Below are 16,197 nucleotides of genomic sequence, written 5' to 3' on the forward strand. Positions count from 1 at the left end.
GCCAGCGCGCGGGGCGGGGCCCGGCCGTCCCCAGGTGACGAAAAGATAACGATTCCCCCGACATAGCGTCGCGATCCGGCACGCACGGCCGAACACGGCGCCTAATGACTCTATGGTGCCCATCGTGCGCCGCCGAGAGGTCCTGAAGTTGCCGCTGTTGCTGGCCGCAGGGACGGCGGTGATCCGGGTGCCCCGCGCGTCGGCGGACGCTGGCCGATGGTCACCGGACCGGGCCAACCGGTGGTATCAGGCGCAGGGCTGGCTCGTCGGGGCGAACTTCATTCCGTCGAATGCCATCAACCAATTGGAGATGTTCCAACCGGGCAGCTATGACCCGCGGCGCATCGACACCGAGCTGGGCTGGGCGCGCTCGGCCGGGTTCAACACGGTGCGGGTCTTCCTGCACGACCAGCTCTGGGCGGCCGACGCCCGCGGATTTCAGGGCCGGCTGGCGCAATTCGTCGCCATCGCCGCGCGCCACAACATCAAACCCCTGTTCGTGTTGTTCGACTCCTGCTGGGACCCGCACCCCAGACTGGGCCGGCAGCGCGCGCCCCGGCCCGGGATCCACAACTCCGGGTGGGTGCAGAGCCCGGGCGCCGAACGGCTCGATGACCGTCGCTACACGCGGGTGTTGTACGACTACGTCACCGGTGTGCTGGGCCAGTTCCGCAACGACGATCGCGTCCTGGGCTGGGACCTGTGGAACGAGCCCGACAATCCCGCGCGCGTCTACCGCTCGGTCGAGCGGAAAGACAAACTCGAGCGTGTCGCCGAGCTGCTCCCGCAGGTGTTCGGGTGGGCACGCACGGTCGACCCCAGCCAGCCGTTGACGAGTGGGGTCTGGCAGGGGCAGTGGTCGGATCCCGGGCGCCGCAGCGCCATCGCCGGCATCCAGCTCGACAACTCCGACGTGATCACCTTCCACTCCTACGCCGAGCCGGCAACCTTTGAGAGCCGCATCGCCGAACTCGCCCCGCAGGGGCGACCGATCCTGTGCACCGAGTACATGGCCCGCACCCAGGGCAGCACCGTCCAGGGCATCCTGCCGGTGGCCAAACGCCACAACGTCGGCGCCTACAACTGGGGCCTGGTCGCCGGCAAAACCCAGACCTACTTCCCCTGGGACTCCTGGGACCACCCCTACCCGGCCGTCCCGAAAGTGTGGTTCCACGACCTGCTGGGCCCGAACGGACGGGCCTTCCAGGACACCGAGATTCAAACGATCAAGGCTCTGGCCGCCCCCATGGCGTAAGCGTTGCCGGCAGCTTGCGGGTGCCGGTCGACGCGGTAACGGGGTCGCGAACCCCCGGTGCGCGCGATTTTGTCGAAACGTGCGTTTTCTTGCGGCCCCGACCCCATCATGGCTAGGTACACGCGGACTTGGGGGGAAGCGATGTCGTCTGTGCTTGTGGCGCCGGAGATGCTGGAGGGGGCCGCGGCGGATCTGGCGCGGATCGGTGCGGCGGTGCGCGCCGGCAATCTGGCCGCCGCGGTCCCGACGACGGGCATGGCGGCCGCGGGCGCCGACGAGGTATCGGTGATGGCCGCGGCGCTCTTCGGCGCGCACGCCCGCCAGTACCAGGCGGCGGCGGCGCAGGCCGCGGCGTACTACGAGCAGTTCGTCGGCACCCTGAACGCCGCCGCGGCGTCGTACGCCGATGCGGAGGTGGCGGGCAGCACGCTGCTCGGCGGTGTGCGGTCATTGGTCGCCGACGGCTTCCAGGCCTTGGTCTACGGACCGGCGCACGCCGTCGGCGAGGCCTGGATCGACAGCCCGGCCGGCCGCGTCCTGGACCCGATTATCAACGCGCCCATCGACCTGTTGCTCGGGCGCGCCCTGATCGGCAACGGTGCCGCGGGCACGGCGGCAGCCCCCATCGGCGGCGCCGGCGGCCTGTTGTTCGGCGACGGCGGCGCGGGCACGATCGATGCGGCCGGCGGGCGCGGCGGGTTGTTCGTCGGCAACGCCGGAACCGGTGTGGTCGCGCCATCCGGCGGCGGTGGGCAGCCGATCGTCATCGACTTCGTGCGCCACGGGCAGTCGATCGGCAACGCGCTGAACCTGATCGACACCGGTGTGCCCGGGACCGGGCTCACCCAGTTGGGTCAGCAGGAGGCAACGGCCGTCGCGCACCTGCTCGCGGGCCAGGGGCCCTACGCAGGGATCTTCGAGTCGCAGTTGACCAGGGTCCAGGAGACCGCGGCGCCGCTGGCTTCCCTGCTCCAGGTGACCCCGCAGGTGTTGCCCGGTCTCAACGAGGTCAATGCCGGACTCTTCGACGGCTTGCCGCAGCTGAGCCCGGCCGGTCTGCTGTACCTGCCCGGGCCGCTCGCCTGGACGCTCGGGTTGCCGCTCATGCCGATGCTGGCCCCGGGGTCCATCGACTTCAACGGGGTGGTCTTCGATCAGGGTTTCACCAACGCGCTGCAGACGATGTACGCCACGGCCATGGCCAATCCGGTGCATGCCGCCAACGGCCAGATCACCGACGTCGCGTACTCCAGCGAATTCGCCATCGAGGTCGGGACGCTGATGACCGTCAACAACCCCGATCCCTTGCTCATGCTCACCCACCCGCTGGCCAACACGGGCATGGTCGTGATGCAGGGCGATCCCCAGAGCGGCTGGACGCTGGTCAGCTGGGACGGGGTGCCCGTCCCGCCGGCGTCGTTGCCGACCGAACTCTTCGTCGACGTGCGCAACGTCATGGTGGCGCCGCAGTTCGCGGCCTTCGACGTCGTGGCGGCCCTGCCGACCGGCGATCCGGCGACCATCGTCGACGCGATCGGGAACGGTGCCGATCAGATCGGCGCGGCGGTGACGCAGTTCCCCGGTGCGGTGACCCAGGACATCGTCGACGCCGTCGGCGTGCCCGGCCCGGGCGCTCTGAGCAGCCTGCTGCCCTGACGGCCAGCGGGTTGCGCGTTTTGGCAGCGGATGTTCGCCGGGGGGTGACGCGTGGCTATGTAAGACCGCAGGAACTGCGTTCGACCGCTGTGTCACCGCCGGAGGCCATGACGATGAATCTGCAGCTGAGCGCGCTGGGGGTTGCGGCGTTCGCCGCGACCGGGGCCGGCTTCGCCGTGCCGGCATCCGCGGGCTGCGAGGCCCAGCCGTCCGCGCACTATTGCGACGGGCCGATCAGGGCCGACGGCACCTGGCAGCGCTGCCAGGTCGCGTTCGGGGGGCCGGTGTACGACGCCCAGTCGCGGCTGCAGGGCTGGAAGCCGGACACTTCGCGCCGCTATGAGATCAATCCGGCCGAGCCGTGGCCGGTGACACCGGCCGGGCAGCCGCGCTACCACATCGACCCGTAACCGGCCGCGGCCGGCGAAAAATTTCGCAAAGACGCCGGACGGTTCGGCCGGTCGCAGTACCATTTCGGTGCCATCGGGGGGAACGGCCGGTGGGAGGCACCCTTGTCCTACCTATTTGCGACCCCCGAAGTGTTGGCGTCGGCGGCGGCCGAAGTGGCCGGCATCGGCTCGTCGCTGCGGGCCGCCACTGCGGCGGCGGCGTCCTCGACGACGGCGATCGTCGCCGCGGCCGGCGACGAGGTGTCGGTGGCCGTCGCAAACGTTTTCGGCGGCTACGCCCGGGAGTTCCACGTACTGACCGCACAGACCGTCCTGTTTCACGGCCAGTTCGCCGGCGCGTTGAGCGGGGCGGCGACGGCATACATCGACGGCGAAATCCTCAATGTGTCGCTGCTGATCAAGGGGTTGGAGCAGCAGTTCTTCGACCAAGGGTTCTTCTCCCCCTTCACCTATCTGACGGGGCAACCGCTCTTCGGTAGAGATGCCGTCGGGCCCGCCGTCACCGGGACCACCGGGCCCGGTCTGCTGGGCAGGCTGCTCACCGGCTTCTTCAACGGCACCCTCAGTGCCAGCAGCAGCGGTGTGACGCAGGGAACGGGAACCCCCGGCCTGGTGACCGGGGTCAGGGAGGGGTTCTCCTATCTGCAGCTCGGGGTCGGGCCGCATGGCTATGACGCCCCGGCGCGCTGGTACTTCCCGACGCAGGCAAACGGCACGGTCGATGCGCGCGGCGTCATCTATCTGCAGCACGGCTTCCTGGGGACGGGCGGCTGGTACGGCAGCCTGGCCACCGCGCTGGCGTACGGCACCGACAGCATCGTGGTCGTCCCCACCGTGTCGTCGCTGCCGTTGCCCGGCGGCGCCTGGCTGAGCGGCACGCAGATGCAGCAGGCCGTCGGATCGTTGTTCCTGGGCAACGAGACGGCGCTGAACCTCAGCGCGAGCCAGGCCGGTTACCACGGCACCCTGCCGCAGAGTTTCATGATCACCGGGCATTCGGCCGGCGGCGGCCTCGCCACGATCGCCGCGGGCGACTACGTCGCCGACCTCGGGACGAACACCACCGCCAACCACCTTCTCGGTGTCGTGATGTTCGACGGGGTCGCCAACAGCTCCACGGCCTTCGCGTCCGCGATCGCCAACCTCAAGACGCTCAACATCCCCGACTATGTGGTGGCAGCGCAGCCCCAGGCGTGGAACGCCTATGGGGCCACCACGAATCAACTGGCCAGTCTTTACCCGCATCAGTTCGTCGGGGTCGAGCTGCTCAACGGCTCGCACGTCGACTCGCTGCTGGGCAACAAACCCGTCATCGACTTCATCTCGCAGCTGTTCACCCAGTACTCCCCGGGCGGCGACACCCAGGCCGTGTACACCCTGTCCACGGGCTGGATCAACGACATCTACACCGGGCACGGCCCGCTCAACCCGGACTACGGCCTGTACGGGACCACCGGCGGCTACGTGCCGCCCGGCGGCCAGCAGATCATCCTGGGCCCGGCCACCGGGGTTGTGTTGCCGTAATCGACCGCCGCGAACGGACGGCCCCCGCTGGGAACTACCGGCGGCGCCGGCGACGGAGTCGGAGCCAGATGCCGATTACGGCAACCAGGACCACCACGGCGACGATGCCGCCGAGTGCCAGGCGCTCGGGCTGCGTGGGGCCTCCGAACTGGTAGCCCTGTGGTCCAGGAAGAGGGTCAGGTGCGCCGGCCGGCGGGTCGCCGGGGTGCGCCCCGCTGCGCGCCGCCGCCGCGGGGGATGGTTCCGGGTTCGGCGCCGGGTCCGCTGCCGACCCGCTGACCGCCCCGGCGGGCGACGGGCGTTGCCGACGGTCACTTTCCCGACGCCGCCGCACCCAGACCGGGTCTGCCAGCGCGTCGGGCGCCAGCCACATCAGCAGCCCGAGGTTGACCACCGCCAGCACGCCGTGCAGCACGACGTCGGCGGCGTGGAATCCCAACGGCGTCGGGGTTCTGTGCGTGGCCGCGACGGCTCCCACGAACAACAAGATGGTGTAGGCCGCGGCGCTGAACCCGGTGACCGTTACCGCCGCGCGACGGTTGCCGACACTCCCGACAGCCACCACGCCGAACGCCAGCAGCATCCCGCTGTGCGCCGGAGTCGTCGCCAGGCCGAGAACCGGGGCGCCTGTGGGGCCGGCATGCGGATGCCGGGCCGCCGAGACCAGCCCGGCGACACCCAACGCGGCCACCAGCACGCCTTCGGCCAACACCCACCAACGTCCGCTGCGGAAATGCCGCGGGTCCATTTGACCATCCGCAGATCCGACGTCACGCCACGCACCGGCCCCGCCGTCACCGGCATCGCCCAACCTCCGCTTTGAGCCCGAACAAGTTCCGCTATATCGGCTACCCGATACCGGCCGGGCTACTCGGGCCGGCCGGCAACCGGGCGAGCTGCGCCGACCTGGCCGGGGACCGCTGCGCGGCATCTCGGGGCAAAGCCGCCGGTGTGCGGAGCCCCCTGTCAGGATTGAACTGACGACCGCTCGCTTACAAGGCGAGTGCTCTACCACTGAGCTAAGGAGGCCGGTGAAACCGGTGCCAGCCTAACGAATCACTCGTTGGTGTCGATGATGCGCGTGGAGCGCACCGGGCGCGTCACCGTGCGCCGCGGCAGGCGCCGGCCGGGCAGCGGGATGCGCTCGGCGATGTTGCTCAGCGGGTTGACCACCATGGTCAGCGCGACGACCGCATCCTGCAGCGTCTCGATCGCGGGCTCGAGCGCCTCCATCCCCGGCGTCAGCCGGGCCAGGGTGTCGGCGACGTCGGCGAGCTGTTCGAGCGGACCGTTCCTGGCGGTCAGCTTGTCGATCAGTCCGCCATCGGCGAGCAGCCGATCGGCCAGCCCGTCCTCGGACAGCACGCGTTCGATCAGGCCTTCCTCGGCGAGCAACTGGTCGGCCAGCCCGCCAGGCTGCAACGCGCGCTGCAGGCCGCCGCCGTCGGCGGTCAGCCGGTCGAGCAGGCCGCCCTGCGAGGTCAGCAGGTCGACAACCCCGCCCGGGCGCAGCAGCCGGTCCAGCGGCCCGTCGGGTGCCACGGCACGCCCCAGGGGGGCGTCGTCGTCCATCAGCCGCGCCAGCCGGTTGGCACGCACGATCGCGTCGTCGATCCCCAGCATGGACGCCACGCCGTTCACCCCGGCGCCGGTCCCGCCGTCCCCCACCGCGCGCTTGGCCACGCCGACGGCCACCGAGGCGACGTTCAAGCTCGCCTCCGCGGCGGCGAGGCCGGCCCGCGCGGGGGCGGTCGCCAGGGACACGACGCTTTTGACGAGGTTCATGCTTGGAGTCTATTCGCGACGCGACCTCGATGAACGACGTTCGGGTCGACGGCGGTGCGATGATGGCTGGCAGGCTATTATCAGATTGTTACCACCTGGCTCACAGCAAGTACACACTTACTGTGAAGGCAATGTTCAAGTTAGGACAGAAGGCCCCAATGACAGCGGCTATCCCGAGCGAGTCCAAACCGGAGGCTCGCATCCTCGTGGTCGACGACGAGGCCAACATCGTCGAACTGCTCTCCGTCAGCCTGAAGTTTCAGGGATTCGAGGTGCACACCGCGACCAACGGGGCCCAGGCCCTCGATAGAGCGCGCGAAACCCGTCCGGACGCGGTCATCCTCGACGTGATGATGCCCGGGATGGACGGGTTCGGGGTGCTGCGCCGGCTGCGCGCCGACGGCATCGACGCCCCGGCGCTGTTCCTGACGGCCCGCGACTCCCTGCAGGACAAGATCGCGGGCCTGACCCTGGGCGGTGACGACTACGTGACCAAGCCGTTCAGCCTGGAAGAGGTGGTCGCCCGGCTGCGGGTCATCCTGCGGCGCGCCGGCAAGGGCGGAGCGGAACCCCGCAACGCCCGGTTGACGTTCGCCGACATCGAACTCGACGAAGAGACCCACGAGGTGTGGAAGGCCGGCCAGCCGGTGTCGCTGTCGCCGACGGAGTTCACCCTGCTGCGCTACTTCGTCATCAATGCGGGCACGGTTCTGAGCAAACCCAAGATCCTCGACCACGTCTGGCGCTATGACTTCGGCGGCGACGTCAACGTCGTCGAGTCCTACGTGTCGTACCTGCGCCGCAAGATCGACACCGGCGACAAGCGGCTTTTGCACACCCTGCGCGGTGTGGGCTATGTGCTGCGTGAGCCCCGCTGAGCACCCGAGTGGCCGCCGGGCGAGGTAGGTGAGTGGTGGCCAAGAACACGGACACGCTCAAGCGGCTCCGACGCGGTGTGCCCCTTCGGGTGAGCCTGGTCGCGGCCACCCTCGTCCTGGTCGGCTGCGGCCTGTTGGTCTCGGGGGTCGCGGTCACCTCGATCCTGCGTCACGTGCTGGTCAGCCGGATCGACCAGACGCTGCTCGAGGCATCCCGCGGCTGGGCGCTGGCCCCGCGCCGGCAGTCACCGCCGCCCTACGAGAGCCCGGACCCCGGCCGGCCCCCGTCGAAGTTCTACGTGCGCGGCATCGGCACCGACGGCACGCCGTTCACCGCCATCAACGACCGCAACGCCGAACCGGCACTGCCGCCCGACAACGACGTGGGCCCCGACCCGACCACCCTGCCCTCGGTCAACGGCTCCGACATCGAGTGGCGCGCGGTCTCGGTGCGCGGCCCGCACGGCCTAACGACCGTCGCGATCGACCTCTCCGACGTCCAGCACACGGTGCGTTCGCTGGTCTGGTTGCAGATCGGCATCGGGGTGGGCGTGCTCGTCATCGTCGGGATCGCCAGCTTCGCGGTGGTCCAGCGCAGCCTGCGGCCGCTGTCCGAAGTCGAACAGACCGCCGCGGCGATCGCGGGCGGCCAACTCGACCGCCGGATTCCGCAGCGCGACCCCCGCACCGAGGTGGGCCAGCTCTCGTTGGCGCTCAACGGAATGCTCACCCAGATCCAGGAGGCGTTGGCCTCCTCGGAGTCCTCGGCCGAGAAGGCGCGCAGCTCCGAGGACCGGATGCGGCGGTTCATCACCGACGCCAGCCACGAGCTGCGCACCCCGCTGACCACCATCCGCGGCTTCGCCGAGCTGTATCGCCAGGGCGCCGCCCGCGACGTGTCGATGCTGCTGGCGCGGATAGAAAGCGAAGCCAGCCGGATGGGCCTGCTCGTCGAGGATCTGCTGCTGCTGGCCCGCCTGGACGCCCAACGCCCGCTGGAAAATCATCAGGTGGACCTGCTGGCGCTGGCCAGCGACGCAGTGCACGACGCGCAGGCCATGGGTCCCAAGCGCACGATCAGCATGGAGGTCTTCGACGGTCCCGGCACCCCGGAGGTGGTCGGTGACGAGGCCCGGATCCGCCAGGTGCTGAGCAACCTGCTGGTGAACGCCTTGCAGCACACCCCGGACAGCGCCGACGTCATCGTGCGGGTCGGCACCGAGGGCGACGACGCGGTGATCGAGGTGGCCGACAAGGGGCCGGGCATGAGCCGCGAGGACGCGGCGCGGGTGTTCGAGCGCTTCTACCGCACCGACTCCTCACGTGCCCGGGCCAGCGGCGGCACCGGCCTCGGGCTTTCTATCGTCGATTCGTTGGTGCACGCGCACGGCGGCACCGTCACCGTGACCACCGCCCCCGGTGACGGCTGCTGCTTTCGCGTCACGCTGCCGCGGGTGAGCGACGTGCCCGCGCCCGAGGAGCCGGTTCACGCCAGCTGAGCCAGGGCCGCCTTGATCTTGGCCTGCGCCTCGTCCAGCGATTCCGGCGACGGGTTGCGGTCGACGTGGGCGAAGCCGAAGTCGCCCAGGCTGCGGGTGGGGAACACGTGAACGTGCAGATGCGGCACTTCGAGCCCGGCGATGATCACGCCGGCCCGCTCGGTGTTGAACGCCTTGCACACGGCCCTGCCGATCAGCTGGCTCACCGCCATGACGCGGGCGAAGACCGCGCCGTCGACGTCCTGCCACTGGTCGATCTCGGCGCGCGGCACCACCAGCGTATGGCCCTGGGTCATCGGCTCGATCGTCAGGAACGCGACGACGTCGTCGTGCTCGTAGACGAAACGGCCGGGCAGTTCTCGGTTGATGATCTTGGTGAAGACCGACGACATGGGCCCAGCATAGGTTCGGCGATCCGACGACCCTGGGTCAGTCCTCCTGGCCGAACTCCATGACGTCGAGGTTCCAGTAGCCGCGCATGTTGGTGATCAGCCCCGCCTCATTCACCTTGTAGGTGAACACCCCACGCACCTTGCTGGTCATCCCGCCCTCGAACTTGCTCTGCAGCACCAGAATATGTGCGATCTCGTCGGGAGAGCTCGACGGGAAGGTTTCCTCGCACGTGATGGTGAGCTGATTCTGGGCGATGTTGTTGTCGAAGAACTCGCCGACGGCTGCCTTCCCGCGCACACCGTTGCCGTCGGGGTTGGTGACCGACTTGCCGATCGGGTCCTCGATGACCACGTCGTCGGTCATCAGCGCCAGCCAGCCGTCCCGGTCCTTACCTTGCGCGCAGCGCCATGACGACTGCGACGCGGCCAGTGCCGGAGATACTGCGGTTTCGGTCATCTTTTCTCCTGCCTCTAGATCGCGCACGCGGCGCGTGCGCCCTCGTCGGTGGCCTTGCGGATCAGGCCGAGGCCCGTGCAGTCACCCGCGGCGTGCACCTGCGCGCCGGGCATGGCCGCGACCAGGGCGTCGAACAGGCCGGTGTCGGGTTGCACCGTCCCCGCCAGCACGACGTTGTCGGCCGCCAACTCGCGCGTGGTACCGCCGGCGGGGGTGAATACCACCGCCCGCGGCGTGATCCGCTGCGGGGTCGCCCGCACGTGCACGGTGACGCCCAACCGGTCGAGGCGGTCCATGTGCTCGGTCTTGCGCTTGTTGCCCACCTCCGGGGCGATGTCGTTGCCGGCCTCCAGGATCGACACCAGCCGGCCGCGGCTCGCCAAAAACTCCGCCAACTCCAGGGCGACCAGGTCGCCGCCGATGACGGCGACGCGCCGGCCCAGCGGCATCCAGGCGCGGCTGGCCAGCCGGACCGCGGCCGGACGCACCAGGCGCTGCCGCCGCCCGCCCAGCAGCGACGCACCGATCCGCTGCCACACCGGATCGGTGGGCGCCGCCCGCCCCCCGAGGGAGTCCCGCAGCCCTGGCCCGGTGTGCACGTGCGGCAGTTCCGCGCCGGGCAGTTGCGGCACCGCGACCTTGCCGCCGGTGGCCACCACCACCGCGTCGGGCGCGGCCCCGATCACGTCCTGCGCCGAAACATCATGCCGGACATGGACTTCGACGGGAATGCACTCGATCTCGGTGCGCAGGTAATCCAGGAACGGCTGATTTTCCCGATGCAGGACCGACGCCCAGCGCAGCGCGCCGCCCAACTGGCCGCCGCGCTCGAACAGCGTGACGCGGTGGCCGCGTTCGGCGGCCACGCGGGCGGCCTCCAGCCCGGCGGGCCCGCCGCCGATCACCACGACCCGTTTGGTGCGGCCGGTGCGGGGCGCGGCCAGTTCGCGCTCCTTGCCGGTGCGGGGGTTGACGGCGCAGTCGACCGAGAACCGCTGTTCCAGCGCGTCGATGCAGTTCTCGCATGAGATGCACTTGCGGATCCGATGCGCCTGGCCGGTGCGCAGCTTGCGCGGCAGCTCCGGGTCGGCCAGCAGCGGACGCCCCATCGCGACGAAATCGGCGCGCCCCTCGGCCAGGATCCGCTCGGCCCGGACCGGGTCGTGGATGCGGCCCACCGCGATCACCGGCACGTCGACCACCTGTTTGACCGCGGCCGCCGCGCCGACGTTTACTGCGTCGCCGTCGTCGGCGCCGTTGACCATCTGAGTGACGAGCCGGTCGATCACCCCGCCGCTGACATGGAATGCGTCCACCCCGGCGGCCACCAGTTCCGGTGCGAGGCGGGCGGTTTCGTAGATCGGCCGCCCACCGGCGACGCGTTCGTAGCCCGAGATGCGCAACGTGATCGGCAGGGCGTCGCCGATCTCGGAGCGGATCGCGGCCAGGGCGTCCAGCACCACCCGCACCCGGCCGCGTGCCGAGTCGCCACGGTAGACGTCGGTGCGCCGATTGCGTTGCGGGGCAAGGAAAGAGCCCAGCAGCATGTAGCCGTGGGCGGCATGCAGCTCGATGCCGTCATACCCGGCTTCCGCGGCGCGGCGCACCGCCGCCCTGAACAGGTCGAGCACCTCGCGGAGTTGCCCGGCGCTGATCTCGGCCGACGGGCGCCCGGTGAGGTACGACGGGATCACCGACGGGCCTACCGAGGCGACACCGAAGATCTCCGGGCCCAGTCCGTCGGGCCCGGCGTGCACGATCTGGGGCTGGATCTTCGCGCCGTGCTCGTGCACCGCCGCCACCAGCTCCCGGTGCGCCGCCACGGCGTCGTCGGTGGCCAGGTGCAGGCCGCCGGGCGTCTCGGGGTGCCGGTGGTCGACCCCGGTGGCGCCCAACGTGATCAGGCCCACCCCGCCGGCGGCCCGGGCGGCGAAGTAGTCCCGCGTGCGCTGCGACGGCAGCCCGTCCGGGGTGCCGTACATCGTCTCCATCGGAGACATGACCACCCGGTTGCGCACCGTCATGGCGCCGATGCGCCCAGGTTCCAGCAGGTACGGGAAGCTCGCCACCCGGAGCCGGCCCTCTGAAACAGGGAGGCTTCTTACCGGTCTGCGTCGGTGTACCGGATGACCCCGCGAATGTTCTTGCCGTCCAGCATGTCCTGGTAGCCGTCGTTGATCTGCTCCAGCTTGTACCGGCGGGTGATCATGTCGTCGAGGTTGAGCTTGCCGGCCTTGTACATCGACAACAGCTGCGGGATGTCATACTGCGGGTTACCGCCGCCGAAGATGGTGCCCTGCAGGTTCTTCTGCATCAGGGTCAGCATCGCCAGGTTCAGGTTGACGTTGGTGTCCAGCAGGCTGCCGATCGCGGTCAGCACGCAGGTGCCGCCCTTCTGGGTGATGTTCAGGTAGTTGTCGACGTCGGTGCCGTGCAGCTCGCCGACGGTGACCACCACCTTGTGGGCCATCAGGCCGTAGGTGACCTCGGCCATGCCCGCCATGGCGGCGTCGATGTCGGGGTAGACGTGGGTGGCGCCGAACTTCAGGGCCTGGTCGCGCTTCCACTCCACCGGGTCGATCGCGAAGATGTAGCGCGCGCCGGCGTTGACCGCACCCTGCAGCGCGGCCATGCCTACCCCGCCCACGCCGACGATGGCGACGTCCTGCCCGGGCCGGATGTCGGCGGTGCGGACCGAGGACCCATAGCCGGTGGTGACGCCGCAGCCGACCAGGGCGGCCACCTCGAACGGCACCGACGGGTCGATCTTCACCACCGAGGCCTTGTGCACGACCATGTACGGCGAGAACGTGCCCAGCAGTGTCATCGGATAGACGTTTTGGCCGCGTGCCTGGATGCGGAAGGTGCCGTCGGACACGGCGGCGCCGCCGAGCAGGCCGCCGCCCAAGTCGCACAGGTTGCGCATGCCCGCCTGGCACGTGGGGCACTTGCCGCAGGACGGGATGAACGACAGCACGACGTGGTCGCCGGGGGCGAGGTCCTCGACGCCCGGGCCGACCTCGGTGACGATGCCGGCGCCCTCGTGCCCGCCGAGCACCGGGAAGCCCGCCATCGGGATGCCGCCGGTCACCAGGTGGTGGTCGGAGTGGCACATGCCCGACGCTTCCATCTGGATCTTGACCTCATCTTTCTGCGGGTCACCGATCTCGATTTCCTCGATCGACCACGGCTGGTTGAACTCCCAGATCAGCGCGCCTTTTGTTTTCATGAGCAACCTCCACTAGCAAGCCCTGACCCGAGTGTTCGGCGAAAGGGACCGACCGGGGCCGGACGGCAATTTAGAACGTGTTCTCGTTCTCGATGAACATTATGACGTGCGTCACCGCGGTGTAAACATGGGGGAGCGGCAATCGGCACCGGGTGCTACCAAATCGGGACCGGGCCTTGGCCCAGCGGGTAGTAGCCGGGCAGCTTCTCGCCGGCCAGGCTGCGCTCGATCCGCTTCTGCATGCCGGTGCTCAGGTCACCGGATTCGATCAGCGCCGCGAACATCTTCGCGACGTGACCGAAGTCGAAGAAGTCACGCTGCCACTCGATGAGGTTGTCGCTGTTGAGCCGGAACCAACTGCCGCCGATGCCGTAGATCTCGTCCTGGGTGCCGTCGGACTTGTTGACGATCTGCTTCCAGAAGCCGACGATCTCGCCCTGCTTCTCGTCTATGAGGACTTTCTGGTACTCGTAGACCCAGTTCTCCAGGCCCTCCATCTCCAGACCGAGGGCGATGTCGCGGATCTCGTCGACGCCGACGCACATCACGTCCTCCTTGGGCCCGATGTTCCAGCCGTAGGTGGCGTCGTCGGCGTAGAAGTCCGCCAACGGCCGCCAGTCGCCGGCCTTCTCGCAGGCCTTGTTGGCCTGCAACCAGCGGTCGACCCATGCCTCGAGCTCTGCGCGCGACGGCTTGGACATTTTCAATCAGTCTCCTTGATCGTTTTGATGAACAGTGCTTGGGTGGGGCACGCCATGACGGCCTGCTCGATCTCCCTGCGGGCCGCCTCGGGGGGCTCGGCGTCCAGAATCTCGACCTTGCCGCGCTTGGGCACCCGGAAGTAGTCCGGGGCCTCCAGCTCGCACATCGCATGGCCCTGGCATAGATCCAGGTCGGCCTCGACTCGAAAACCCACGGTCAGCTCCTATTTCCGGCGGCGGTGGTAGCGCACCTTGGCCGGCCGGGCCAGCTGCACCACCATCTTCGAATGGTCGTTTCGATAGCTCTCGGGCGGCTGGGCCATGTCGAACTCGTACTCGCGCAGCAACACCGAAAAGATCGCCTTGATCTGCATCTGGGCGAACGCCGCACCCACGCAGCGGTGTCTGCCGGCCCCGAACGGAATCCAGGTCCACCGGTTCACCAGGTCCTCCTGGCGCGGTTCCTCGTAACGCTGCGGCACGAAGTCGTCGGGGTCCGGGAAGTCCTCGGCGATCCGGTTGGAGATCGCCGGCGAGGCCGCGACGAAATCGCCCTTGTGGATGGGGAAGCCCTCGACCTCGAACTCGCCCTGGGCCACCCGCATCAGGATGATCAGCGGCGGGTGCAGCCGCAGGGTCTCCTTGAGGACGTTCTCCAGCTTCGGGATCTGGCGCAGCGCATGGAAACTCACCTCCTGCCCGTCGGCGTAGAGCTCGTCGAGTTCGGTGACCACCGCCGCGTAGGAGTCGGGGTGGCGCATCAGCTCGATGAGCGTCCACGCCGAGGTGCCCGAACTGGTGTGGTGCCCGGCGAACATCAGCGAGATGAACATCCCGGTGACCTCGTCGGCCGAGAACCGCGCGTTGCCGTGCTCGTCCTTGATCGACACCAGGACGTCGAGCATGTCGCGGTCGCTCTTGTCCGCCGGCGGGTTGGCGATTCGCTGGTTCATGATGTCCTGCACCAGCGCCACCAACCCTTTCCGGGCCTCGTCGCGGATCCGGAAGCTCTCGATCGGCAGGTACGGGTCGACGTAGCACAGCGGGTCGGTGCCGCGCTCGAGCTGGTGGTAGAAGTGCGCGAACCGGGAATCGAGCTGGTTGCGAAACTTCGTGCCGATCAGGCATGCGGTCGAGGTGTAGATGGTCAGCTCGGCGAAGAAGTCCAGCAGGTCGATCTCGCCCTCGTCGCCCCAGTTCTCGATCATCCGGTGCACTTCGCGCTCGATGGTGGTGGCGTGGCCCTTCATGTGCTCACCACGCAGCGCGGAGTTGTGCAGCATCTCCTTGCGCCGCTCGGGGCTGGCGTCGAACACGACGCCCTTACCGAAGATCGGCGTCATGAACGGATAGGCCTCGGCCTGGTCGAGATCCTCGTCGGCGGAGCGGAAGAAGAACTCGTTGGCTTCGGCGCCGGAGAGCAGGATGACGTGCTTGTCGGCCAGCTGGAACCAGCCGACGTCCCCGCACTCGTCGCGGACGCGCCGCATCAGCCCGATCGGATCGGTACGGAACTCCTCGAGGTGGCCGTGTTCCTCTTCGCCGCCGGAAACCCGCGGCACAGTCGCAGTGGTGGTCATTGTCCTGGCATCCCTTCTTCGCCCAGGGCCAGCTTCTGGCGAGTCCTGTTGTCGGCCAACGGCGCTTCGGGCTGAAGCTCCATGTTCGCGATGAAGCCACCGCGCGGTGTCTCGGCGACGAACGTGATGGCGCGCGCCAGGTCGGCCGCCCGCAGGAAGTAGTCGTGGCGGGCCTGACCCCACTTGGCCCAGTCCTCGAGCGCGGGACCGATCTTCTCGGCCGGCAGGCTCCAGCCCATCGACGTCTTCGTAGGGCCGGGGTGCACGATCGAGGCCCGCACGCCGGTGCCCTCGAGTTCCATCTGGAAGTTGGTGACCATCGCCACCAGCGCGGCCTTGGCGGCGCCGTAGGCGCCCATGTGCGGTCGCTGGCGCAGGGCCACGTCGGAGCCCACGAAGATCAGGTCGCCGCGCTGCCGCTCGAGCATGCCGGGAAGGACGGTCGAGGCCAACCGGAAGGCGCCGACCAGGTGGATCTGCAGCTGGGACTCGAACTCGTCGCCTGCGATCTCGGCGAGCTTGCCGAAGTAGGTGTCGCCCGCGCCGGCCACCAGCACCTCGATGTCCCCGAGCGCCTCGACGGACTGTGCGACAAAGGATTTCACGGATCCGGGGTCGGTGACGTCCAGGTGGAAACCGACCGCCTCGCCGCCGTCGGCGTTGATCTTGCCGACGATGTCGTTCAGCTTCTCGACGCGGCGCGCACCCAGGGCGACCGGGAATCCATGGGCCGCGAGTTCGATGGCGGTGGCCTCACCGATGCCGGAGGAGGCGCCGGCCACGATCGCCGGTCGACGGTCGGGCAGGGGATCGAAGCGGGGCATGTGCGGC

Annotated in this window: 16 protein-coding genes and 1 tRNA gene; 6 read left to right on the top strand and 11 right to left on the bottom strand. The window is 69.1% G+C overall.

Annotated features, from left to right (window positions below; genetic code table 11):
• Window positions 1–124: 124 nt before the first annotated feature.
• The 4 genes from AB8998_RS03295 to AB8998_RS03310 all read left to right on the top strand — a co-directional run bounded on the left by AB8998_RS03295 (window position 125) and on the right by AB8998_RS03310 (window position 4,845).
• Complete coding sequence (locus AB8998_RS03295) at window positions 125–1,255, top strand: glycoside hydrolase 5 family protein (RefSeq protein WP_369736806.1); 1,131 nt, start codon at window positions 125–127, stop codon at window positions 1,253–1,255.
• Window positions 1,256–1,396: 141 nt separating this feature from the next.
• Complete coding sequence (locus AB8998_RS03300) at window positions 1,397–2,911, top strand: PE domain-containing protein (RefSeq protein ID WP_369736808.1); 1,515 nt, start codon at window positions 1,397–1,399, stop codon at window positions 2,909–2,911.
• A gap of 107 nt (window positions 2,912–3,018) precedes the next feature.
• On the top strand, window positions 3,019–3,321 hold the full coding sequence (locus tag AB8998_RS03305; RefSeq protein ID WP_369736809.1) for a CDGP domain-containing protein: 303 nt from the start codon (window positions 3,019–3,021) through the stop codon (window positions 3,319–3,321).
• 102 nt (window positions 3,322–3,423) lie between these two features.
• Complete coding sequence (locus AB8998_RS03310) at window positions 3,424–4,845, top strand: PE family protein (protein WP_369736810.1); 1,422 nt, start codon at window positions 3,424–3,426, stop codon at window positions 4,843–4,845.
• A gap of 34 nt (window positions 4,846–4,879) precedes the next feature.
• Here the strand turns inward: AB8998_RS03310 and AB8998_RS03315 are convergent, their stop codons facing one another.
• The 3 genes from AB8998_RS03315 to AB8998_RS03325 form a co-directional block, all read right to left on the bottom strand.
• On the bottom strand, window positions 4,880–5,593 hold the full coding sequence (locus AB8998_RS03315) for a DUF4383 domain-containing protein (RefSeq protein ID WP_369736811.1): 714 nt from the start codon (window positions 5,591–5,593) through the stop codon (window positions 4,880–4,882).
• A gap of 209 nt (window positions 5,594–5,802) precedes the next feature.
• Window positions 5,803–5,874 (bottom strand) — tRNA-Thr (locus AB8998_RS03320).
• Between the two features lie 27 nt (window positions 5,875–5,901).
• A complete protein-coding gene (locus AB8998_RS03325; protein WP_369736812.1) occupies window positions 5,902–6,630 on the bottom strand; it encodes a hypothetical protein in 729 nt (242 codons plus the stop codon).
• Between the two features lie 158 nt (window positions 6,631–6,788).
• On the opposite strand from AB8998_RS03325, the gene phoP reads away from it, so the two are divergent.
• On the top strand, window positions 6,789–7,508 hold the full coding sequence (phoP, locus tag AB8998_RS03330) for a two-component system response regulator PhoP (protein WP_369736813.1): 720 nt from the start codon (window positions 6,789–6,791) through the stop codon (window positions 7,506–7,508).
• Window positions 7,509–7,543: 35 nt separating this feature from the next.
• Window positions 7,544–9,007: a sensor histidine kinase gene (locus AB8998_RS03335; protein WP_369736814.1), complete on the top strand. Its 1,464-nt coding sequence runs from the start codon at window positions 7,544–7,546 to the stop codon at window positions 9,005–9,007.
• Here the strand turns inward: AB8998_RS03335 and AB8998_RS03340 are convergent.
• The 8 genes from AB8998_RS03340 to AB8998_RS03375 form a co-directional block, all read right to left on the bottom strand.
• Window positions 8,995–9,399 carry an HIT family protein gene (locus AB8998_RS03340; RefSeq protein ID WP_369736815.1) on the bottom strand — a complete coding sequence of 135 codons (405 nt, stop codon included), beginning with the start codon at window positions 9,397–9,399 and terminating at the stop codon, window positions 8,995–8,997. The genes AB8998_RS03335 and AB8998_RS03340 overlap by 13 nt on opposite strands.
• Before the next feature lie 37 nt (window positions 9,400–9,436).
• Window positions 9,437–9,856 carry a ketosteroid isomerase family protein gene (locus AB8998_RS03345; protein WP_369736816.1) on the bottom strand — a complete coding sequence of 140 codons (420 nt, stop codon included), beginning with the start codon at window positions 9,854–9,856 and terminating at the stop codon, window positions 9,437–9,439.
• Between the two features lie 14 nt (window positions 9,857–9,870).
• Window positions 9,871–11,925, bottom strand: a complete 2,055-nt coding sequence (locus tag AB8998_RS03350) for an oxidoreductase (protein ID WP_369736817.1) — start codon at window positions 11,923–11,925, stop codon at window positions 9,871–9,873.
• 32 nt (window positions 11,926–11,957) lie between these two features.
• Entirely contained in the window at window positions 11,958–13,085 is a 1,128-nt protein-coding gene (locus AB8998_RS03355) for an NDMA-dependent alcohol dehydrogenase (RefSeq protein ID WP_369736818.1), read from the bottom strand.
• A 155-nt stretch (window positions 13,086–13,240) separates the two neighbouring features.
• Window positions 13,241–13,786, bottom strand: coding sequence for a nuclear transport factor 2-like protein (locus tag AB8998_RS03360; RefSeq protein ID WP_369736819.1), 546 nt, complete (start codon window positions 13,784–13,786; stop codon window positions 13,241–13,243).
• Window positions 13,787–13,788: 2 nt separating this feature from the next.
• Window positions 13,789–14,001: a ferredoxin gene (locus tag AB8998_RS03365; RefSeq protein ID WP_369736820.1), complete on the bottom strand. Its 213-nt coding sequence runs from the start codon at window positions 13,999–14,001 to the stop codon at window positions 13,789–13,791.
• A gap of 9 nt (window positions 14,002–14,010) precedes the next feature.
• Window positions 14,011–15,366: a cytochrome P450 gene (locus tag AB8998_RS03370; RefSeq protein ID WP_369736821.1), complete on the bottom strand. Its 1,356-nt coding sequence runs from the start codon at window positions 15,364–15,366 to the stop codon at window positions 14,011–14,013.
• Complete coding sequence (locus tag AB8998_RS03375) at window positions 15,363–16,190, bottom strand: SDR family oxidoreductase (RefSeq protein WP_369736822.1); 828 nt, start codon at window positions 16,188–16,190, stop codon at window positions 15,363–15,365. The genes AB8998_RS03370 and AB8998_RS03375 overlap by 4 nt, the downstream gene beginning before the upstream one ends.
• Window positions 16,191–16,197 lie beyond the last annotated feature (7 nt).

Origin of the sequence: Mycobacterium sp. HUMS_12744610 (genome assembly GCF_041206865.1) — a bacterium.
Taxonomy (GTDB): domain Bacteria; phylum Actinomycetota; class Actinomycetes; order Mycobacteriales; family Mycobacteriaceae; genus Mycobacterium; species Mycobacterium servetii.